Source organism: Wenzhouxiangella sp. XN201, assembly GCF_011008905.1.
Classification (GTDB): domain Bacteria; phylum Pseudomonadota; class Gammaproteobacteria; order Xanthomonadales; family Wenzhouxiangellaceae; genus Wenzhouxiangella.
In genome coordinates this window covers 268254-289384 of sequence record NZ_JAAIVI010000017.1, presented here as the reverse complement: position 1 = coordinate 289384, position 21131 = coordinate 268254, and the positions used below count along the sequence as shown (strand labels likewise).

Below are 21131 nucleotides of genomic sequence, written 5' to 3'. Positions count from 1 at the left end.
CATGAGCGAGCCGAACCGCAATGACACCGGCTGGGCGGACAACCCCGTCATCAAGCAGCGCATTCGTGCCGCCCTCTACATCGTGTGCGCACTGCTGCTGGGCGTGGAGCTCCTGATTCACCGCCACACTTACAACGACGTGGAATCGATCCCGTTCTTCCACGCCCTCTACGGCTTCGCCGCGCTGGTCTTCGCGGTGCTGGTGGCCAAGGGCCTGCGCGCATTGGTCAAGCGCGACGAGGATTACTATGATTCCTGAGTTCCACCCGGTCTGGCCCTTCCTGATCGCCGCTGCGCTCGTGCCGGTCACACGCGGCTGGCTGCGGGCCGTCGTGCTGCTCGCCGCACCCATTATTGGGGGGCTGCAGTTTTTCGACATGGAACTGGACGTGACCCGCAGCATGAGTCTGCTGGGCCTGGAACTGATTCCCTATCGCGCCGACTCGCTGAGCTACATTTTCGGCATCGCCTTCCATATCGGTGCGCTGATGTCGATCCTGTTCGCGCTGAAAGTGCGCGACACACTGCAGCAGGTCAGCGGCCTGCTCTACATAGCCGCGGGCATGGGCGTGCTGTTCGCCGGCGACCTGCTGACGCTGTTCATTCAGTGGGAACTGCTGGGATTGACCTCGGCCGGCCTGATCTTCGCCGGCCGAACGCCCGAGGCCGTGGCTGCCGGGCTGCGCTACCTGGTCTACCAGGTCCTTTCCGGCGTGCTGCTGATGGCCGGCGCACTGCTGATCTGGCTCGATACCGGCAGCCTGGCATTCGAAGCCATGACGCTCGACGGCCCGGCGACCTGGCTGATCTTTCTCGCCTTCGGCCTGAAGGCCGGCTTCCCGCTCCTGCACAACTGGATTCCCGACAGCTATCCCGCCGGTACGCCGACCGGATCGGTCTTTTTGTGCATCTTCACCACCAAGGCCGCCATTTACGCCCTGGCGCGCGGTTTTCCCGGCACCGAACTGTTGATCTACATCGGGGCGGTGATGGCATTCTTTCCCATTTTCTACGCCATCATCGAGAACAACCTGCGGCGCGTCCTTTCCTACTCGATCATCAACCAGCTCGGGTTCATGACCGTGGGCATCGGCATTGGCACGGAGCTTTCACTCAACGGCACCGCCGCACACGCCTTCGCCCATATCATTTACAAGGCGCTACTGTTCATGTCGATGGGTGCGTTGTTGCAGCAGGCGGGCACGGTCAGCGCCAGCAAGCTGGGCGGACTCTATCGCCAGATGCCCTGGACGGCGACCTTCTGCATCATTGGTGCCGCATCGATTTCGGCCTTTCCGCTGTTGAGCGGCTTCGTGTCCAAGGCGATGATCATGAGCGCGCTGATCAAGACCGATCACCTGCTGATCTGGCTGGTCATGCTGTTCGCATCGGCCGGCGTGCTCGAACATGCCGGCATCAAGATCCCCTATTTCGGGTTCTTCTCGCGCCATGGCCACGCCGAAGCCCGGGAGGCCCCACTGAACATGCTGCTGGCCATGGGTCTGGCTGCGTTCCTTTGTATTGGTATCGGCGTCTATCCCCAGGCGCTGTACGCGATCCTGCCCTACGACTACGAGTACTGGCCCTACGACGTCACCCACGTCCTGATCCAGATGCAACTGCTGTTGTTCGCGACCCTGGCGATCGTGTGGATGCACCGCTCAGGGCGCTACCCGGCCGAAATTCCTTCGACCAACCTGGACGCGGACTGGTTTGCGCGGCGCGCCGTGCCGACTCTGGCCCAACGGATTCACGCCACGCTTACGGCGGCCGGGAACTGGCTGTCGAGCACTGGCTGGCGGGTCGGATCAAGCGTGGTTACAAGCAATGTAGAGCGCGGGCTCGGCCGGACCTCGCCAGTCGGCACCATGGCCCTGTGGGTGGCGATTTTGCTGGCGGTGATGCTGATGTTCGGGATACTGGAAGTGTGAAGGGGCGGTGCGTTTCTTCACACTGAACACTTCACACTAATCCTCGTCGCGCTTGCGACGGTTGACGACTCGATATTCGACGTCAATCAGGCCATCATCGGACTTGCGCGAGCGTGAACCGCCCAGCCAGCGTCGCACCGTAAGGACCACAAAGCCGATGACTGCCATACCGACGGCGATGGCCAGAAAGACCAGCCCGAGAAGAAAACTCAGCGCGAGAATGCCGATACCCAGCAGCACGAGGCCCAGGCGGGCCAGGGGGCTGGTTGGCGGCTGATAGAATCGTTGCCATGGATCTTGCATGGAAAATCAGACTCCGTGAATGACTCAGTGTTCCTGTGTCCGTCCGATGAGCTGGTCGAAGGCCGTTACCGGGAGTTCCGGATTGAACAGGGCGGCGACCCCGTGTGGCTGATCGCAACCCGGATTGGCGAGTCGCCGCGGGCCTGGCTAAACGTCTGCCCACACCAGGGTCGTCCGCTCAATTTTGCACCCGATCGATTCCTGACCGACCCGGAGCAGCGCCTGGTCTGCGCCCATCACGGCGCCGTGTTCGAGCCCGACGGGGGCGTGTGTGTATCCGGCCCCTGCCAGCGAGCATCCCTGACCGCCGTGCCGGTCAGTGAAAACGAAGGACGCGTCAGTGTCGAGTGCACAACACCCATCAATACACCAGGTTGATCATGAACAGCATGACCGTCATGAACAACACGCTCATGAACGCGCCGACACGCACGAAGTCCTTCACCTTGTAGCCGCCCGGACCCATGATCAGGGCATTGACCGGATGGGTCGGCAGGATAAATGCGTTCGAAGTGGACAGCGCGATCAGCAATGCGTAAACCGCCGGGTTGCCGCCGGTGGCCAGGGCAATGTTGATGGCGATCGGCACCAGCAGCACGGTCGCGCCCACGTTGGACATGACCAGAGTGAAAAGGGTGGCCATCAGCGCCAGCACCAGTTGCATGACCAGTTGCGGCACATCGCCGAGCAGCGCCAGCACCTGCTCGGCCAGCCAGGCGGCCGTGCCCGTGACCTCCATGGCGATCCCGAGGGGTATCAGGCCGGCCATCAGGAACACGGTTTTCCAGCTCACTGCCGAGTAGGCTTCGTCCATGCTCAAGACGCCGGTGAGCACCATGCCGATGGCGCCGGCCATCAGCGCCACCGATAGCTGGAAATCGGTAAACAGGATCAGGAACAGACTCAGCCCGAAGAAGCTCACCGCATGCAAGACCTTCTGCGGCCGCTGCTCCTCCTTCGGAATGTCGGTGGCAACGATAAAATCCTTGTCCCGCGCGACGTTGGCCAGGTCGCGCCAGGTCGAATGGCTGACCAGACAGTCCCCCACCACCAGCACTTCTTCCCGCAAATCTTCGGTGATGATCTCATTGCGTCGGTTGATTGCCAGCACCGATATACCGAAACGCGATCGCAGCCGGGCCTCGCCGATACTCTGGCCAATCAGCTTCGATCCCGGCGGGATGACGACCTCCGAGATACCCGCACGGGAGGGGTTGAACAGCCTTCCGAAGGTGCGCAGACGGGGCTGGAGCCGCAGGTTATTGGCCAGGGCGAACTCGCCGACCTCGTCGCGCGTTCCCATCACCCCCAGCACGGTACCGACCCAGATCATTTCATCGGCCGGCGGGGCGAGTCGCGGACTGTCAGTGTTCTGTATGGCCAGCATCAGCGGCGCGCCCGCCAGGCTCTCGGCCTCGGCGATACGCATGCCGACCAGCGGCGAGTCGACCGTCACCAGCATCTCGTAGATGTCGCCCTCGATGCCGTAGACATCCTTGAAGTAATTCTTGGTGCGGCCCGGCGAAGCCGCCCGCTTTTCCTCGGTTCGCGGCAGAAGAGCAGCGCTGGCCACCATGAAGAACAGCAACGTGGCGGCCAGCAGGGCCAACCCGACCAGGGTGACATCGAAAAGCTGGAACGGCTGGATTGCTTCGGCGCCCGGCGGCAGAGAGCGGTTTGATGTCTGGATCAGGTCGTTGAGCAGGATCAGTGGCGAGGAACCGACCATGGTGACGGTTCCGCCGACAATCGCGGCAAAACCCATGGGCATCAACAGCCGCGACAGCGGCAGATCCAGACGCGCGGAGATACGGCTGACCACCGGCAGGAACAGTGCAGTGGCGCCCACGTTCTGCATGAAACTCGACGTCAGCCCGACGGTTCCGGCAATCAGGGTGCGGATACGTGGCTCGGCCGGACCGCCGATCTTGACGATCAGCGACGAAACCGTGTTCATCACCCCGGTCCGATCCAGGCCGGCGCCGAGGATCATCACGGCAATAATGGCGATGACGGCATTCGAAGCGAAGCCGGAAAAAAGCTGATCAGCGGGAATCAAACCCAAAAGGCCCACCAGCACCATCATGCAGATGGCGGCCACGTCGAGGCGGACCAGCTCGGTGACGAACAGAAACACCGTCAGACCCAGCAGCATCAGCACCAGAACCATGTCGCCGCTGAGTGTCAGGCCGCTGTTCATTCCCGGGTCGCGTCAGTCCGATTGATTGGAGGGATGTGCTTGCTTGATTACCTTACCCGATGGTCGCCGCCCGTGCTCGAATTTTCAGCCCCTTGCCGCATAGCGAGTCGGATCGGGCACCCCGGCGGACTCGAAGCCATCCCGCCGCAGCCGGCAGGAATCGCAGCGGCCGCAGGCGCGGCCGTTTTCATCGGCCTGGTAACACGACACCGTCTGCGCGTAGTCCACGCCCAGGGCCGTACCATGACGGATGATCTCGGCCTTGGACAGTTCGATCAGCGGCGCATGGACACGAAAACGCGCCCCCTTGACACCTGCGCGCGTCGCCACGCCGGCCAGTTCCTCGAAGGCACTGACGAACTGTGGCCGGCAGTCCGGATAGCCGGAGTAGTCGACCGCGTTGACTCCGATAAACAGGTCCTGTGCTCCGAGCACCTCGGCATATCCGAGCGCGAGCGACAACAGCAGCGTGTTGCGCGCGGGAACGTACGTGACGGGGATGTCTTCCGAGGCCGACTCGGGCACATCGATGTCATCGGTGAGCGCCGAGCCGCCGATCGCCCTTAGATCCACGCGCACGACCCGGTGCGAAGCCGCCCCCAACCCCGTGGCCACGCGCTCGGCCGCTGCCAGTTCGGCAGTATGGCGCTGGCCGTAATCGACCGCCAGCGTGTGGCATTCGAAGCCCTGCTCGACGGCGTCGGCCAGCACCGTGGCGGAATCCAGACCACCGGATAAGAGGACGACCGCTCGGCGGGCAGACTCAACCATTCACCGTTCCCGAATCCGTCGTGATGTGATCCTTTCCGCCCGCCTGCTCTGCCCGGAAGCCGTTCAAACGCGTCTACTTACGCGGGCCTTTCGTATCTGGCGCGCCCGGCAGGATTCGAACCTGCGACCCCCGCCTTCGGAGGGCGGTACTCTATCCAGCTGAGCTACGGGCGCGTGCGGCGGGTATTGTAACCTAACGACCCGTGCGCTGGTCTGCGGCGGAGACTGGGCGAACGAACCGCTCAAGGGCGATAGTGCTTTGACCTCGGCGCGCGAACACCTCAACGACTCGAACGGTTTTCCCCGTCCGCCTGTCCGGCGATCATGTCGGCGATTTCCCCGGCAGGCACCGGCCGCGAGAACAGAAATCCCTGTGCGTAGGTGCAATGGTAGCCGGCCAGCATTTCCAGCTGTTCCTCGGTTTCGACGCCTTCGGCCACGGTCTGCATACCCAGTTCCGCCGCGAGGGTGCAGATCGTGCGGGTAATCGCCTGGTCTTCCGGATCGGAAACGATGTCGCGCACGAAACCGCGATCGATTTTGACGACTGAAATCGGGAAGTTCTTGAGGTAACTCAATGAGGAATAGCCGATACCGAAGTCGTCGACGGCGATTCGCATGCCGATCTCGTCGAGCTTGTGCAGCATGCGCCGGTTGCGCGCCAGGTTCTCGATCAACACCTCTTCGGTAATTTCGAGGTGGAGCTGTTCGGGTTCGACGCGATGCTGGTGCAGTAATACGCTCAACTGTTCGGCGAAGCCGGCCTCGTGGATCTGCGCGCCCGAAACATTGACTGCAAGCCACGGCAGTCGGTCGCTGCGCGACTTCCAGCCGGCCAGGTCCGACAGTGCGCGATCGAGCACAAACTCCCCCAGACGGCCGATGATTCCGGTCTCCTCCGCCACCCGGATGAATTCCTGGGGCGGCACCGCGTAGCCATCGCGATGATCCCAGCGCAGCAGGGCCTCGACGCCGCACATGTTCAGGTCGGCGACGGTGTAGATGGGCTGGTAGACAACCCGGAACTCGCCGTCTTCGAGCGCATGCCGAATATCGCGGCTCAGGTTCAGCCGGTGCTGTGCCTGGGCGAACATTTCGCGCGTAAACACCGCGAACTGGTTGCGCCCGGCATTCTTGGCCTTGAACAGCGCCGTGTCGGCATTCTGAATCAACTCGCTGACCGAACGCCCTGATTCGGGATAGTAGGCAATACCTATGCTGGCCGAAATGAAGAGCCGATGGTCCTCGATGGCAAAACCACCGTCGAGCGCCCGCAGGATGTTTCCGGCCAGCTGCTCGACCTGCTCGCGGTTGTCGCGCCGCGCCACGACCAGGAATTCGTCACCACCGTGCCGACCGACGAAATCGCGGTCGCGCAGCACGCCGGCCAGACGCCGGGGCACCTCGCACAGCAACTGGTCGCCGAGCTGATGACCGAGCGTGTCGTTGATGTCCTTGAACTGGTCAAGATCGAGAAACAGTAGTGCGAGCTGTCCGTCCTCGCTGCCGTGACGTTCGATCAGTTCGGCCAGGTAGACCGTAATACCTGACCGGTTGGGCAGGCCGGTCAGGGCATCGTTGTGCACCAGGAATTCGAGTTCGCGCTCGGCCGTTTCGCGCTCCCCGATTTCTCGCTCGAGGTGGCGATTGGAGCGCGCCAACACGCGGGCCTGGCCGCTTGCACTGAGCCCGAGATAGACCACTGCCGCCAGCAAAAGCGACAGGAGAATTCCGCTGATCAACACCGCCAGCGGCATGTGCGAGCTGAGTTGCGCGCGTGTGGCCGCGCCCAGCGAGAACTCGAACAGGAAACCTTCCTCGTCTTCATCGAGATCAACCCTGAAGCCGGCATCCCAGTCGGTCGTGGTGGAGCGACGCAGGGGGAAGGGATAGACTTCGCGGCCGCGGGCAACCGCGTGCAGATCCAGCGCGTCCCTGAACATCGACGGGATCATGGCATCAATGGCCGACGGGATATCCATGGTCGCTGCCAGATACCCGACATGATCCTTGTCGGTTCCTATCGGGAGAAGAAAACTGATGCCGGGACGGCCGTCCGGCATGTAGGTCGGTCGCGTCACCACCAGCTCGCCGCTCACCTCGGCTCGGGCCAGGGCCGGGCGATAGCCTTCGTCAACCGGGAAGACTTCACCGGGCTCTGCAATCCGCGCTCCACGGCTCTGAAGCCAGAGGATTTCGAGCTCGGGCGAGAGTACCGCCAGCGCGCGATAATAATCGTAGTGGCCGAGATACAAATCGGCGTTGAGCTGCCAGCCACCGCGGTCGTCCAGCCCGTAATGGGCCAGCCGAGCAGTCATGCGCTGCTGCGCATTGATCTGCTCACGCAGGTCGGTGAGCATGTCGGCCTCGATGTAGCTGGCCAGGTTCGATACATATCGCTGCAGCGAGGCTCTCTCGACCGACTCCAGCCCATTGAACAAAAGGATCGTTCCCACCACGCCGGCAACCAGCACCAGTCCGGCAAGCCAGGGTGCCATACGCGAAGGATCGAACGATTCAGGGACGCCGGCTGGATCGCTGGAGATCACCGGCCGGCTCCCGGCGCTTCCGGGCCCGATGCTGGACGCTTGAACGAAGTCATGAAGAAGGGATAAAACGTGTATGCGGCCGCTCGGGCCGGTGAAAACACCAGTATAGCCCAGGGCACGCTAAACTGACGACATGGATACACTCAAGGCGCTCCTGGCCGGGCTGCTGGTCGGCATCATCCTGATCGAAAGCCTTGCTACGGGACTCGCAGTGCTGCTGCCGACCGACCTGCTGTCCGTTTCTTTCGCGGGCGGGCGCATCCCTGCCTGGCCGCTTTTCCCGTTGCCAGCGCTCATCTGGCTGCTGGGCAGTGTGGCTGCCGGTGCCATGGCAACCGCCATGCGCCGGCACGCAGTCGCCGGCATGGTCTGCGGTGCACTTCTCGCCGTCTCGGCTTTTGTGCTGGTCAACCTGACCACGCCCGGCAATCCAATGGCGCTGCTGGCCGCGGCCGTGCCGCTGGCCGGAGCGGCAGCCGGCAGCGCGCTGGCCCGGCGCCTGGATCTCTCCGCAGGCGCAACGGCGCCCTAAGGAACCTCTGAACAACTCTGGTAGATGCCGCTGTATCATCGGCCGGGCAATCGGTATAATTGCCGACTTTGCGGCCCGCATCCCGGGCCATGTCCCGATTTTCTGCAATACGAGGTCTGTCCGGCGTGTCCGAGGAACATGATCGACAATTCATAAAAACCTTCAGCGCGGTTCTGGCCGGGCTGGTTGCCTTCACGGTTGTCATCATCGTGCTGGCACTGATTATTCACCAGCGGGAATTCGACGGCGAACAAAGCGCCGCTCGCCAGGCCGCGGTGGAAGAACGGCTCAAACCCGTGGCAGGCATCTACGCCGGCGAAACCGGGCGGGCTGCCGCGCAAGAAGCGGCGCAGGCGGCCGAGAGTGAGCAAGCCGAGGTGGCCTTCGACGGCTCAACCGACGGCGAAATGATCTATGGCCGGGTCTGTGCTGCCTGTCACGATTCGGGAGCAGCGGGCGCGCCGACGCTCGAGACCAGCACCTGGGGCGATCGTCTCGACAAGGGTCGGGACGAACTGGTGGCCTCAGCCATCAATGGCCTCAATGCCATGCCGCCGCGTGGCGGCCGGTCGGACCTCAGCGACGAACAGGTCGGCGCATCGGTCGACTACATGCTCGACCAACTCGAAGACTGAAGCGCTTCCCGCTCTCGGGCAACCCGCGCCTGAAGCACCGGAAACATCTCCAGAAATGCCTGCTCGATGGCCGCCTGCCGGTCATCGAGCAGACGCGCGCCGTGCGCCAGTGGCCAGGTTCGGCCGTGACGTCGCGCCAACAGCGTGAAGATCTCCTCCAGCATCGAACGTTCCCCGTAGCGCTGCCACAGCCCGCGCCTTTCCGCCCACAGGCTGAAGCGCACCAGGCGTGGCGGCAGGGTCGGTCGGTGCCGGGCCAACAGGTCGTCGATTTCGTCGGCCAACGTCGACAACTGAACATCGCCAAAACGCTGCCAGTGGCGTGTCAGCATGTGGTCGAACAGCACGTCCAGGATCACGCCGCCATAGCGTCGCCAGGGCGGCTCCAGGGTTTCGAGCACGGCGGTCACGGCCGGGTGGGCATCACTGAGTGTGTCGATGCGACGATGCAGGATCACTCCGGCCGCCCAGTCTGGCGGCAGTTCGTTCAGGGCGGCACGACCCTTGATGTGGTCGCCCAGAAAGGCGCCCAGACGCAAGCCCTCGTCGGTGCCGGCCAGGACCACGTGAGCCAGATGATTCATGCCATTGGGGAGCCTGCAGCGCGCTGGGCGGGTGAGTTATGATGATGCCCCCGCCGACCCGGCGCTGGCAACCGCGAAGGATCACCGATGGAGACCGACCCGGCCAAGTTCCCGAGCGATGCGTGCGAGTTCTTCCTGACCGGCCCGGCCGGTCGGATCGAGTGCCTGGCCGACGTGCCGGAAGCCGGCAAGGAACGTCCGGCCACGGCTGTGCTGTGCCATCCGCATCCCCAGCATAGCGGCACGATGCGCAACAAGGTCGTGACCATCATGGAGCGCAGTTTGCGCGAACTCGGACTGCGCACGGTGCGCTTCAACTTTCGCGGCGTGAATGAAAGCGAGGGCGAGTTCGACGATGGCGAGGGTGAAACCGAGGACCTGCTGGCCGTGGTCGAGTGGGTCCGCAAGGTTCGTCCGGACGACGATCTGTGGCTGGGCGGCTTTTCCTTCGGTTCCTACATTGCACTCAAGGCCGCCCAGGATCTGCCGGTGCGACAGCTGATCTCGATTGCACCACCGGTCGAGCGCTACGGCTTTGCCGACCTGCAGCCGCCCAACTGCCCGTGGCTGGTCGTGCAGGGAGACGAGGACGAGGTGGTCTCACCCGAGGCGGTCTTCGATTGGGCTGAAAAACTAGGTCAGGATGCAGACCTGGTGACCATGGAAGGCACCGGGCATTTCTTCCATCGCCGGCTGATGGATCTGCGCGGGTTGATCAAGAATCACGTCCAACCCAACCTGCCCTGAGCGTTACAAGCATGGCCGACCCGGGGCCGCAGGCACGCTATCAGGCGCTGATCGACGACGACCGCATCGAACCCGATGCCGCCCAGCGCCGCATCATCGAGACCCTGCAACAGCGCTTCGACGCCCTGCAGCAACGGCAGCCGGGTTGGCTCGACCGCTGGCGTCGCCGCTATCCGGCCGTGAAAGGGCTCTACATCCATGGCCGGGTCGGACGCGGCAAGACGCTGCTGATGGATACCTTCGCCGAAAGTCTCGACGCCGGGGGTGTCGCCGTCTGGCGTATTCATTTCCATCGCTTCATGGACCGGGTGCACGACGAACTCAAGGCGCGCGGCAGCGCTCGTGATCCGCTGCCGGCCATCGCCCGCGACGTGGCCGGTCGCTGCCGCGTCCTGTGCTTCGACGAGTTCCACGTCAGCGACATCGGTGATGCCATGCTCCTCGGCGGCCTGCTCCAGCCGCTGTTGGCCCGCGGCCTGACCCTGATCGCCACCAGCAACACCGCACCGGCAGATCTCTACGCCGACGGCCTGCAGCGCGAACGCTTCGTGCCGGCGATCGAGGCGATCGAAAACAACTGCGAAGTGGTCGAACTGACGGCCGAGACCGACTATCGCTTGCGCGAACTCAGCCGCCATCGCATTTATTACCATCCCATCGACGAGGCGACGCGCGAGGAACTGGAGACAGAATTCCGGTCGCTGACCCGCGGCGCGCCAAACGACAACCGCCCCCTGGAAGTTCGAGGTCGCCAGCTCCAGCCGTTGAAACGAGCGGCTTCGGTCGCCTGGTTCGACTTCGACACGCTGTGCCGCGGCCACCGCGCCAGCGGCGATTACATCGAGCTGGCCCGGCACTTCTCCACGCTTTTCGTCAGCGAGGTCCCGGTGCTGGAAGAGCAGGACAACGACGCGGCGCGCCGCTTCATCCACCTGGTCGACGAGTGCTACGACCGCGCCGTCAAACTGGTGATTTCGGCCGAGTCAGCCCCCGAATCACTCTACCGCGGCAAACGCCTGGCCGCGCCGTTCGAGCGCACCGTCTCGCGCTTGATCGAAATGCAGAGCCACGATTACCTGGGACGCGAACACCGACCTTAGGGTTCGCTGGTTCGCTGGTTCGCTGGTTCGGCAACGGCTAGCATCATTGCCGAACCAGCGAACCAGCGAACCAGCGAACTAGCCAACCCTTAAACCTCGATCAAGGTCTCGATGACATGCTGCACATAGGTGTCGAAATCGGACTCATCCCTGTCCGGCACCAGCCCCTGGGCCTGGAGCTGCAAGTAGCCGACATAGGATGAGTACATCAGGTTGGCTCGATGCCGCGCCTTGATCGCGTCCAGGCCCAGCTCCTCGAGCGCGCTGGCGAGGTACTTCAGCCGCCGCTCGGTCACACGTCGCAGCACCGGGCCGATGCGCGGATCGTCTGGACTGGCGCACAGAGCGACATATATGCGGTGGGTGAGCGTCTGGCGGCTGGTACGCCAGACGAAGTCGGTCAGGCGTTCGGTCGGCTCGGTAGCAGCATGCAGCGAAAGCTTGAGGTGCTGGCTGTCCTGCTGCTCCCAGCGCTCGAGCGCGCGCGCCAAAAGCTCATCGCGCCCGGGAAAATGCCAGTAGAAACTGCCCTTGGTGATGCCCAGGCGCCGCGCCAGCGGCTCGACGCGAAGTGCCGCAATGCCCTTTTCGGCAATCAGCGCCAGCGCCGCCTGCTCCCAGTCGGCCGGAGTCAACGAGGTCTTCTCGCTGCTACTGTTACTTTCGGTACTTGATTTGGCCATGATGATCCGCGATGGTACTCCAATGGGGGTATGGCGAGATCGAAGCGCACTTGTGCCGGCGCCTCATCGAACCAATATGAAACGTGATTGACTAACTAACAGGGTAATCCCATACTCTGCCGTATGGAAGCTGTACGCAAACTCAATGACGATATCCGCCGGCGCCAGATCTGGACCGATGACGGCATCCGCCTGAGCCTTCGCTATTATGGCGACGATCGGGCGCCGTGTGTGCTGATGGCCCATGGCTTTGGCCAAACCCAGTACGCTTGGGAGGAAACCGGCCGGCGCCTGGCGGCAGCCGGCTGGCAGGCGGTCAGTTACGACGCCCGCGGACATGGCGAAAGCGATCGCGCACCCAGCGGCGAATACGACTTCGAGCAGTTCATCGAGGATTTCCGACGCGTCTGCGCGTCCCTGCCCAACCACCCGGCGGTGATCGGTGCGTCCATGGGCGGCCTGACCGCACTGCTGGCGCATTCGGAAAAACCCAAGGTCGAGCTGGCCTCACTGGTGCTGGTCGATATCGCGCCGCGCTGGGACGACAGCGGCGTGGAGGCCATGCTGGCTTTCATGCGACAGAATCCCAAGGGCTTTGAAACGCTCGAGGAGGCCATCGAGGCGGTGCGCGGGTTTCTCCCACATCGCCGCCACAACGGCTCGAGCGACGGCCTGACCCGCAACCTGCGCCAGGGTGGCGATGGCCGCTGGTACTGGCACTGGGACCCGGCCATGCTGGCCCTGGCCGAGAAAAGCAGCAATCTCCAGTCGCGCCTGAAGTCGGCTTCGCGCCGGCTCAAGATTCCGACCCTGCTGGTCGCCGGCAGCCACAGTGAGATGATCGGCCAGGAGCACATCGAGGAATTCCTCAAACTGGCGCCGCACGCTGAACAGGCCACCGTGGAAGACGCCACCCACATGGTGGCCGGTGACCGCAATGACCATTTCATGGGCGCCGTCACACCGTTTCTGAAACGGCAGGCCGCGCAAGGAGCCACCTGATCATGACCCTTATCCTGTTTTTGCTGGCCCTGCTCGTCGCCGGGCTGGCCTGCGCCTATTTGCGGGCTTCGGCCGCGATCTGGACGGGCGTGACCGGTGCCGTCGGGCTCGGCTTCACCATCGCCGGCGAACCGGGCTGGATCAGCCTGACCCTGTTCTGGCTGCTCTTCCTGCCGGTCGCCGCGGTAATCAACAACCGCAGCTGGCGGCGAGAGTTCATTACGCGGCGCGTGCTGGAAAGCTTCCAGGGCATGGTGCCCAAGATTTCGGAGACCGAACAGGTCGCGCTCGATGCCGGCACGGTCGGCTTCGAGGGCGAGATCTTCGGCGGCAATCCGCGCTGGAGCCGCTTCATCAAGAAACCGCTGCACGAGCTCAGCACCGAGGAACAGGCCTTTATCGACGGGCCGGTCGAGGAGTTGTGCGGCATGATCGACGAGTGGGAGTTCACCCACTACCGCGCCGGAACCTCCGACGAAGTCTGGGAACACCTGAAGAAAAACAAATACTTCGGCATGATCATTCCGAAGGAGTACGGCGGCCTGGGCTTTTCGGCGGTGGCGCACCGCGCCGTGCTCGAGAAGGTCGGCGGCCTGAGCTCCACGGTCGGATCGATCGTGGCGGTGCCCAACTCGCTCGGCCCGGCCGAGCTGCTGCTCCACTATGGCACCGACGAACAGAAGGACCGCTACCTGCCCCGCCTGGCCTCGGGCGATGAAATCCCCTGCTTCGGCCTGACCAGCACCGTGGCCGGGTCCGACGCGACCTCCATCGTCGACCACGGCATCATCTGCAAGGGCAAGTTCAAGGGCAAGGAAACCCTGGGCATCAAGCTAAACTTCGAAAAGCGCTACATCACGCTGGCGCCGGTCGCCACCGTTGTCGGGCTGGCCTTCCGGCTCTACGATCCGGACGGCCTGATCGGCGACACCAAGGACATCGGCATTTCCGTCGCCCTGCTGCCGGCCGATACGCCGGGCATGGACATCGGTCGGCGCCACTTTCCGCTCAATAACCCGTTTCCGAACGGGCCGATCCGGGGCAAGGATGTGTTCGTGCCGCTGGATTACCTGCTCGGCGGTACCGACTACGCCGGCCAGGGCTGGCGCATGCTGGTCGAATCGCTGTCCGTGGGCCGTGCCATTTCGCTGCCCTCGTCGACCACCGGCGGCGCCAAGGCGGCGACCATGGTCACCGGGGCCTATGCCCGCATTCGCAAACAGTTCGGCCTGCCCATCGGCCGCTTCGAAGGCGTGGAAGAAGCCTTGGCGCGCATGGCCGGTTACACCTACGCCATCAGTGCACTGAGCCGCCAGACAGCTTCTGCCGTGGACGACGGCGAGCGCCCGGCCGTGCCCGGCGCGATCGCCAAGTACCACTCCACGGAGATGAGCCGCGAAGTCCTGCGCGACGCCATGGACATCCACGGCGGCAAGGGCATCATTCTCGGGCCGAAGAATTACCTCGGCCGCGCCTGGGAAGGCGCGCCGATCTGGATCACCGTCGAGGGCGCCAACATCATGACGCGCTCGCTGATGATCTTCGGCCAGGGCGCGATTCGCTGTCACCCCTACGTGCTCAAGGAACTCGAGGCGCTCCAGATCGACGACGAGGAAGAACGCCTGGTCGAATTCGACAAGCTGCTGTTTGCCCACATCGGCCACTCCATCTCCAGCGCCACGCGCTCTTTCGTGCTGGGCCTGAGTTTCGCGAAATTCGCGGCGGTGCCGGGCGACCGGCGCACGCGCAAGTACTATCGCAAGCTCAGCCGCTACTGCGCCGCGTTCGCCTACCTGGCCGACGTGGCCATGCTCACCTACGGCGGCAAGCTGAAGATGAAGGAGAAGATCTCCGGTCGTCTCGGCGACGCCCTGAGCCAGCTCTACATCTGCTCGGCGATGCTGCGCCGTTTCGAACATGAAGCGAGGCCGGCGGCCGATCAGCCGATCATGGCCTGGGCCTTCCACGATGCGATCTACAAGATCCAGCGTGCCTTCAGCGGGGTGATCGACAACTATCCCATCGGCTGGATGCGTCCGCTGCTGCGCCTGGTGGTCTTCCCGCTCGGACAGAGGGAAAGCGCCCCCAACGATCGGCTCGGCCACAAGGTCGCCTCCCTGCTGCTCTCGCCCTCGGATACCCGCGATCGCCTCACGCGCGGGTGCTACAAGACTGCTCGTGAAGGCTACTGGCCGGGCATCATGGAAGAACTGCTGCCCGACGTGATCGCTGCCGAGCCGGTCGAACGCAAGCTGATCAAGGCGGAGCGTGCCGGCCAGATCGCCGGCTATACCTTCGAGGAACGTGTCGAACAGGCGCGCAAGAAAGACATCCTGACTGCCAAGGAGGTCGAGCTGCTGCTCGACGTGCGCCGCCGCAGCATGGAAGTCATCGCCACCGACGATTTCGATCTCGCCGAATTGCAGGCCGGATTGACCGAGACGGGGGACGCGATTCGCGGCGCCCGTGAGTCCAGGGCGGCCTGACACTGTAGGGCGCTTGTACGCTATACTGCTTCGCGCCGGTCGGCACCGCCCTCCGGCGCTTTTGTTTGAACAATCGGTAACAGGTGATTCGGGAAACCGGTGCAAGTCCGGTACTGCCCCCGCAACTGTAACCGGCATCGACAGCACGTCGATGCGGCTGGATGAAACCACTCCGGAGCAATCCGGGGGAAGGTCCAGCCCGGCAAGCCTTGCGGCCTGCCGCCGGAAGTCAGGAGACCGGCCTGTTGCCCAATTCGACCGGGGTTGCGGCGGGCAACCGGAGAAGCGTCGGCTGAACGTCTCACGGGCCGTTCCCGACTGTTCCCTGTGCTCCCCCAACCCCCGCAACGCGCGGGTGAGCGCAAGGAGCATCAATGAACTTTCGTTACCTGACCGGGCTGGCTGCCGCCGGCCTCATCTCCGTTTCAACCATCGTCTCCGCCGATTCCTGGGACGGCGAACCCATCGTGGTGACCGCCAGCCGAAGCCCTGCCGCCACGGGCGATTCTCTGACGCGCAGTAGCGTGATCGATCGCGACGCGATTGAAGCCAGCCAGGCCGGCGACCTGCTGGAACTGCTCAGGCTCGAAGCCGGTATTGACGTCGCGCGGGGCGGCGGCCCGGGCAGCCAGACCGCCGTGTTCATGCGCGGCAGTAACTCCAATCACGTCCTGGTGCTGATCGACGGCGTGCGCGTATCGGCCGCCGGCACCGGTGCCTTTGCCTGGGAGAACCTCGACCCGGCCATCATCGAGCGCGTCGAGATCGTGCGTGGGCCGCGCGCGGCGCGCTATGGCTCGGATGCCATCGGCGGCGTTATCCAGATTTTCACGCGTCGCCCGGACGGGGCGCAATTCCGGGTCGGCTACGGCCGCTACGACGACCGGCGTGCCTCGGCCGGCTGGGGGACGCGAAATTTCGGACTGAGCGTCGCCATGCGTCGCTTCGACGGCTTCTCGGCCCAGAATGAAAACGGCTTTGCCTTCGACCCCGACGATGACGGCTTCGACAACGACAGTCTGGCCCTGGGCGGTGAACTCGGCCTGGCCGGTGGCACCTGGTCCTGGAATGCCCGCGCCAGCGACGGCCAGGTCGAATTCGACCAGGGCGTTTCGGACATGCGCAACTATTCCGCCCGCACCGAGTACCGCAGCGCCCTGTCCGGCCCCTGGCAGTGGCAAGCCTCGATCGGGCTGCATCGCGACCGCCTGGAGACCGAGACGGCTTTCTCCGATTCAGAGACCGTCACCCGCCGCCTGCAGACCGGCATCCAGGCTGAACGGGCACTGGGAAATAACCAGCTCTGGCTGCTGGGTGTGGATGCCTGGCGTGAATCGGGCTACAGCGCGGACAGCTGGTCGGGCGACCGTTACAACATCGGTGCCTGGACCGGCCTGGAAGGTCGCCACAATTCATTCGACTGGGAAATGAGCCTGCGCGTCGACGAGGACGAGTTGTTCGGATCGGCCACCACCGGCAGCCTGGCCGGCGGCTGGCGGCCGAGTGAGGACTGGCGGCTGTTCGCCCGTTTCGGCCGCGCCTTTCGCGCGCCGAACTTCAACCAGCTCTACTCGCCGGGCTTCGGCGGCCTGTTCGCCGGCAACCCGGACCTCGATCCGGAAACCGCGCAATCCGGAGAACTGGGACTGGACTGGACGCCCACGGACCGCCAGCAATTCGACCTGAGCCTGTTCGAGCAGCGCATCGACGACCTGATCGACTTTTCCGGACCGGATTTCCAGGCCATCAACATCAATCGTGCGCGCATTCGCGGCGCCGAACTCGTTCACCGCTTCAACGCGGGTCAGTGGCACAGTCAGACGAGCCTGACGTGGCAGGATCCGGAGAACCGCGACAGCGGCGACCGGCTGCTGCGCCGTCCGGAAGAAAAGGCCCACACCACCCTCGACTACCGTTTCGACAACGGCGGCTGGGCTGGTCTCGAGGTCAGCTACACCGGCGAGCGCGCCGACGTCGGCGGCGTCGAACTGGAAGACTTCACTCTGGTCAACCTGCGCGCCGGATGGCCGCTGGGTACAGGCTTCCGGATCGAAGGCCGGATCGACAACCTCACCGATCGCGACTACGAACCCCTGGCCGGCTTCAATGCCCCCGGCCGAAGCTTGTTCGTCGCCCTCAGCTGGCAGGACTAATCGGCCTGCGTTTGGGCTGAACGCGAAGCGGGTCCTGCGGCGCGCTCATACGAAACCTGCGGTTTCGAAATCGCTCGCCACAGGACCCGCTTCGCTACTGTGGGTTCCTGCCGGTTTCAGAACATCCCGGTTTCGAGGCGCGCTTCCTCGCTCATCATGTGCTGGTTCCACGGCGGGTCGAAGACCAGGCGGACGTCGACCTTGTCGATGGTGGGAATGCGGGCGATGCGATCCTCGACGTCGGCGACCAGGATGTCGCCCATGCCACAGCCGGGGGCGGTCAGCGTCATGTCGATCGCCACATGCCGGGTCTCGTCATCGACTTTGGTGATATCGCACTCGTAGATGAGCCCAAGATCGAGAACGTTGATCGGAATTTCGGGGTCGTACACGGTCTTGAGCTGGCTCATGACCAGTTCCTCGACGTCCTCGTCGGTGGCGTTCTCGGGCAATCGGGGCGCCGGCGGCGGCTCCTTGCCGATGGCATCGGCCTCGTCGCCGGCCAGTCGGAACAGGCGACCGTCGACATAAATGGTGAAACTGCCGCCCATCTGCTGGGTGATATAGCCCACGGTGCCGGCCGGCAGCTCGACCGGCGCGCCCTCGGGCACCATCACCACCTCGCAGTCGCGTTCGAATTTCACCGGTGTGTAGGAGTTGCCGAACATGGACCACCCGAAACAGGATTGATTTGGTCCCTATTATATCCGGCTGGGAGAGCGATGATTCAACGGGGCTGAAGTTCGCGCAGCAAAAATCTTTAAAACGCAAAGCAGCGAAGCAGCAAAGGGCGCAAAGAATGAAAATCCAAAATCTTGAAAATCCAATTTAATTGCAAAAGAATTTTCTATTTAATGGTTGTCTTCGCGATCTTCGCTGCTTAGCTGCTTTGCGTTTTAAAGGTTTTAAAGGCCGAAACTCCCAACCCTACTAGTCCCCCAGCCCCAGGGCCCGTTCGGCCGCCTGTCGCGTCATTGGGTGGTAGCCGGGGCGGGCGCGCTCGTAAACTTCGATGGCCCAGTCCCGTCCCCAGTCAGTGTCGGCCAGGGCGCCGTAGAGCGGACGCGTGAACTTGTTGCGCCCGACTTCCAGCAAGAACGCCTCAAGTCGCTCGATACCCGGCTCGTAGCGCGCCTCGATCGAGCGCATCAGCCACTGGTAGAGGATTTCGTAGTTGTCCGAGTCGGTCAGTGAGAAGGCGGCATCCAGCGCCGTCATGCGCTCGCCGTCGAGTTCGTCCTCGAGCCCAATCAGGAAGTGCAGCCACTGGTAGACCGACCACTGATCGGCCGGCAGCTCGTCGAGCGCCGCGTTGCCCGCCAGCCAGCGCTGGCGCCAGTCGTCGACGCGCTCGAAGGCATCCGACTCGGGCGCGACAGCATATTCGGGGAGGCCTGGCTGATAGAGCCACTGGTCGACTTCGTCCATGCTCAGGGCATCGGTGTGTTTCGAGACCAGGTTGTTCTCGAGGTAGGCGCGGAAGGTCTGTGTCGAAATCGACTCAAAGGCGAAATGGTCGAAGTAGGCGCGCAGGAATTCATCGATGGCCGCGCGCCCGACGCGGTGCTCGATCCAGTCGAGGAAAAAGCGGCCCTTGGCGTAGGGCACGCCGATGAAGGCGTCATCGGGATCGCGCTCGTCGACGTCGAGCACGAGACTGGCCATGCCGTCCTCGGTCGACTCCAGTTCCTCGACCAGTCCCTCCCATTCCAGCACGGCGAGCTGGCGCTCGACTTCCTCGCCGTAGAGCGCTTCCATGATGCGCGACTCGAAATAGACCGTAAAACCCTCGTTGAGCCACAAGTCACGCCAGGCGGCATTGGTCACGAGATTGCCCGACCAGGAATGCGCCAGTTCGTGTGCCACGAGGGCCAGCAGGCTGCCGTCGCCGGCAATGATGGTCGGCGTGACGAAGCTCAGGCGCGGGTTCTCCATGCCGCCGAAGGGAAAGCTCGGTGGCAGCACCAGCAGGTCGTAACGGCCCCAGCGGTACTCGCCGTAGAGATCGACGCCAATGTCGATCATTTCCTCGAGTACGTCGAATTCCTCGGCCGCGGCCTCGATCCACTCGGGTTCGGCGTAGACCCCCGAACGCTCGCCGGTCTCGGCGAATTCCAGGTCACCGATGGCAATCGCCATCAGATAGGACGGCACCGGCTGGGGCATGTGAAAGCGGTATTCGCCGGAGTCGTTGCGCTCGAAGGGATTGCCGGCCGCCCCCATGACGGCCATGAGATGCTCAGGCACGCGAACGGTGGCATCGAAGGTGTAGCGCACCGCCGGTGTGTCCTGCAGCGGCACCCAGGTGCGCGCGTAGTGAGGCTGGCTCTGCGAGAACATGAAAGACTCGCCCGAGGAAGTCTGTTCGCCATCGAGCCACTGCAGCCCGAAGGCTTCGGGCGAGCTGGCGAAGTCAATGCGGACCGCTTCGACCCCTTCCGGCAGAAGGATGACGAGCGGCCGGCCCAGCGAGCCTTTCTCTTCACCCACACTCCAGGAAAGCGGACGATGATTGCCGTCCGACTCGGGCGCGGTAACGTCTCGAATATCCAGCCCGCGGGTATCGAGCACCAAGCGGGGATGATCGGGATCGACGCGCTCGAGATCGAGCCTGACGTAACCGGACAGCACATGCGCGTCCATGTCGGCATCCAGATCCAACCGCAGGTGTTCGACGCGCACCTTCTCGTACTCGGCAAAGCTGTGCGGGTCGGTCCCGGTCCGGACCTGCCATTCCTCAGCGGGCGCGAGTGATTCACTCGATTCTTTACCCTGACACGCCGCAAGCAGCAGTATGCAAATTGCGGCCAGCAGCCATTCATTCATTCGTCCAGTCATTTCTATTTCCTTGGTCTCTGGCGCAAAGCCTAAAGATTCCAGCGGGACGCTAAATCAGCCTTCCGTGAATTCCGTGTCTTCCGTGGTTAACTTTCCGGGCAGGCATGACGCGCACTAGAGTGCGTCATCGCCCTCTTCGCCGGTACGGATGCGCACGGCCCGCTCGACGTCGGTGACGAAGATCTTGCCGTCGCCGATGCGCCCGGACGAAGCGGTCTCGACGATGGTCTCGACGACTCTCTCCGCATCGTCGTCGGGCACGGCGATCTCGAGCTTGAGCTTGGGCAGGAAGTCGACGACATACTCGGCCCCCCGGTAGAGCTCCGTGTGCCCCTTCTGGCGCCCAAAACCCTTGACCTCGCTGACGGTCATGCCGGTCACGCCGACCTCGCCGAGTGCATCGCGCACATCGTCGAGCTTGAATGGTTTGATGATGGCGGTAATCAGTTTCATGACTCTCTCACGTGAAATTTAAAACCGCAGATGAACGCAGATTAACGCAGATTGGGGACTGAAGGGCACTGTCGAGGTACCACGAAGGCCACGGGCGCCAAATCCCGGCGACTCGACAGCCACGCACCGCAACGATGCAAACGCAAATCTGCGTCCATCTGCGT

At 63.5% G+C, this 21131-nt stretch carries 19 protein-coding genes, 1 tRNA gene and 1 riboswitch; of the genes, 10 read left to right on the top strand and 10 right to left on the bottom strand.

What is annotated here, in order from left to right:
* The first annotated feature begins 1 nt into the window (after nt 1).
* On the top strand, nt 2–259 hold the full coding sequence (locus G4Y73_RS01870) for a hypothetical protein (RefSeq protein WP_164228803.1): 258 nt from the start codon (nt 2–4) through the stop codon (nt 257–259).
* Entirely contained in the window at nt 249–1931 is a 1683-nt protein-coding gene (locus G4Y73_RS01865; protein ID WP_164228801.1) for a Na(+)/H(+) antiporter subunit D, read from the top strand. The genes G4Y73_RS01870 and G4Y73_RS01865 overlap by 11 nt, the downstream gene beginning before the upstream one ends.
* Before the next feature lie 36 nt (nt 1932–1967).
* Here G4Y73_RS01865 and G4Y73_RS01860 read toward each other — a convergent pair whose 3' ends face one another.
* On the bottom strand, nt 1968–2234 hold the full coding sequence (locus G4Y73_RS01860; protein ID WP_164228799.1) for a hypothetical protein: 267 nt from the start codon (nt 2232–2234) through the stop codon (nt 1968–1970).
* Nucleotides 2235–2249: 15 nt separating this feature from the next.
* Here G4Y73_RS01860 and G4Y73_RS01855 point away from each other — a divergent pair, with 15 nt between their 5' ends.
* Complete coding sequence (locus tag G4Y73_RS01855; protein ID WP_164228797.1) at nt 2250–2612, top strand: Rieske 2Fe-2S domain-containing protein; 363 nt, start codon at nt 2250–2252, stop codon at nt 2610–2612.
* Here the strand turns inward: G4Y73_RS01855 and G4Y73_RS01850 are convergent.
* From G4Y73_RS01850 to G4Y73_RS01835, 4 genes are all read right to left on the bottom strand, one after another.
* Nucleotides 2596–4434 carry an SLC13 family permease gene (locus tag G4Y73_RS01850; protein WP_205596448.1) on the bottom strand — a complete coding sequence of 613 codons (1839 nt, stop codon included), beginning with the start codon at nt 4432–4434 and terminating at the stop codon, nt 2596–2598. The two genes, G4Y73_RS01855 and G4Y73_RS01850, sit on opposite strands and share 17 nt — an antisense overlap.
* An 84-nt stretch (nt 4435–4518) precedes the next feature.
* Nucleotides 4519–5205, bottom strand: coding sequence for a 7-cyano-7-deazaguanine synthase QueC (gene queC, locus G4Y73_RS01845; RefSeq protein WP_164228796.1), 687 nt, complete (start codon nt 5203–5205; stop codon nt 4519–4521).
* A 97-nt stretch (nt 5206–5302) separates the two neighbouring features.
* A tRNA-Arg gene (locus G4Y73_RS01840) sits at nt 5303–5379 on the bottom strand.
* A gap of 107 nt (nt 5380–5486) precedes the next feature.
* A complete protein-coding gene (locus G4Y73_RS01835) occupies nt 5487–7703 on the bottom strand; it encodes an EAL domain-containing protein (RefSeq protein ID WP_164228794.1) in 2217 nt (738 codons plus the stop codon).
* 184 nt (nt 7704–7887) lie between these two features.
* Between G4Y73_RS01835 and G4Y73_RS01830 the strand changes: the two genes are divergently transcribed.
* Nucleotides 7888–8286 (top strand): hypothetical protein, encoded by a 399-nt coding sequence (locus tag G4Y73_RS01830; RefSeq protein WP_164228793.1) that lies wholly within the window; start codon nt 7888–7890, stop codon nt 8284–8286.
* 89 nt (nt 8287–8375) lie between these two features.
* The gene (locus G4Y73_RS13985) at nt 8376–8921 is read left to right on the top strand and encodes a c-type cytochrome (RefSeq protein WP_164228791.1); all 546 of its coding nucleotides are present in this window, start codon (nt 8376–8378) and stop codon (nt 8919–8921) included.
* Here G4Y73_RS13985 and G4Y73_RS01820 read toward each other — a convergent pair.
* Nucleotides 8894–9505, bottom strand: coding sequence for an ACP phosphodiesterase (locus tag G4Y73_RS01820; RefSeq protein ID WP_164228789.1), 612 nt, complete (start codon nt 9503–9505; stop codon nt 8894–8896). The two genes, G4Y73_RS13985 and G4Y73_RS01820, sit on opposite strands and share 28 nt — an antisense overlap.
* 87 nt (nt 9506–9592) lie before the next feature.
* On the opposite strand from G4Y73_RS01820, the gene G4Y73_RS01815 reads away from it, so the two are divergent.
* Together G4Y73_RS01815 and zapE are read left to right on the top strand one after the other, a co-directional pair.
* Nucleotides 9593–10252, top strand: a complete 660-nt coding sequence (locus tag G4Y73_RS01815; RefSeq protein ID WP_164228787.1) for an alpha/beta fold hydrolase — start codon at nt 9593–9595, stop codon at nt 10250–10252.
* 11 nt (nt 10253–10263) lie between these two features.
* A complete protein-coding gene (gene zapE / locus G4Y73_RS01810) occupies nt 10264–11352 on the top strand; it encodes a cell division protein ZapE (RefSeq protein ID WP_164228785.1) in 1089 nt (362 codons plus the stop codon).
* 89 nt (nt 11353–11441) lie between these two features.
* Here zapE and G4Y73_RS01805 read toward each other — a convergent pair whose 3' ends face one another.
* The gene (locus G4Y73_RS01805; protein WP_164228783.1) at nt 11442–12035 is read right to left on the bottom strand and encodes a TetR/AcrR family transcriptional regulator; all 594 of its coding nucleotides are present in this window, start codon (nt 12033–12035) and stop codon (nt 11442–11444) included.
* Between the two features lie 123 nt (nt 12036–12158).
* Between G4Y73_RS01805 and G4Y73_RS01800 the strand changes: the two genes are divergently transcribed.
* The 3 genes from G4Y73_RS01800 (at nt 12159) to G4Y73_RS01790 (ending at nt 17676) form a co-directional block, all read left to right on the top strand.
* Nucleotides 12159–13037, top strand: coding sequence for an alpha/beta hydrolase (locus tag G4Y73_RS01800; protein ID WP_164228781.1), 879 nt, complete (start codon nt 12159–12161; stop codon nt 13035–13037).
* Between the two features lie 2 nt (nt 13038–13039).
* The gene (locus tag G4Y73_RS01795; RefSeq protein WP_164228779.1) at nt 13040–15523 is read left to right on the top strand and encodes an acyl-CoA dehydrogenase; all 2484 of its coding nucleotides are present in this window, start codon (nt 13040–13042) and stop codon (nt 15521–15523) included.
* 36 nt (nt 15524–15559) lie between these two features.
* Nucleotides 15560–15784, top strand: a riboswitch (cobalamin riboswitch).
* A 113-nt stretch (nt 15785–15897) separates the two neighbouring features.
* Complete coding sequence (locus G4Y73_RS01790; RefSeq protein WP_164228777.1) at nt 15898–17676, top strand: TonB-dependent receptor; 1779 nt, start codon at nt 15898–15900, stop codon at nt 17674–17676.
* 116 nt (nt 17677–17792) lie between these two features.
* Here G4Y73_RS01790 and sufT read toward each other — a convergent pair whose 3' ends face one another.
* From sufT to G4Y73_RS01775, 3 genes are all read right to left on the bottom strand, one after another.
* Nucleotides 17793–18344, bottom strand: coding sequence for a putative Fe-S cluster assembly protein SufT (sufT, locus tag G4Y73_RS01785; protein ID WP_164228774.1), 552 nt, complete (start codon nt 18342–18344; stop codon nt 17793–17795).
* Nucleotides 18345–18606: 262 nt separating this feature from the next.
* Complete coding sequence (locus tag G4Y73_RS01780; RefSeq protein ID WP_164228772.1) at nt 18607–20514, bottom strand: M1 family metallopeptidase; 1908 nt, start codon at nt 20512–20514, stop codon at nt 18607–18609.
* A gap of 114 nt (nt 20515–20628) precedes the next feature.
* Nucleotides 20629–20967: a P-II family nitrogen regulator gene (locus tag G4Y73_RS01775; RefSeq protein WP_164228770.1), complete on the bottom strand. Its 339-nt coding sequence runs from the start codon at nt 20965–20967 to the stop codon at nt 20629–20631.
* Nucleotides 20968–21131: the final 164 nt, after the last annotated feature.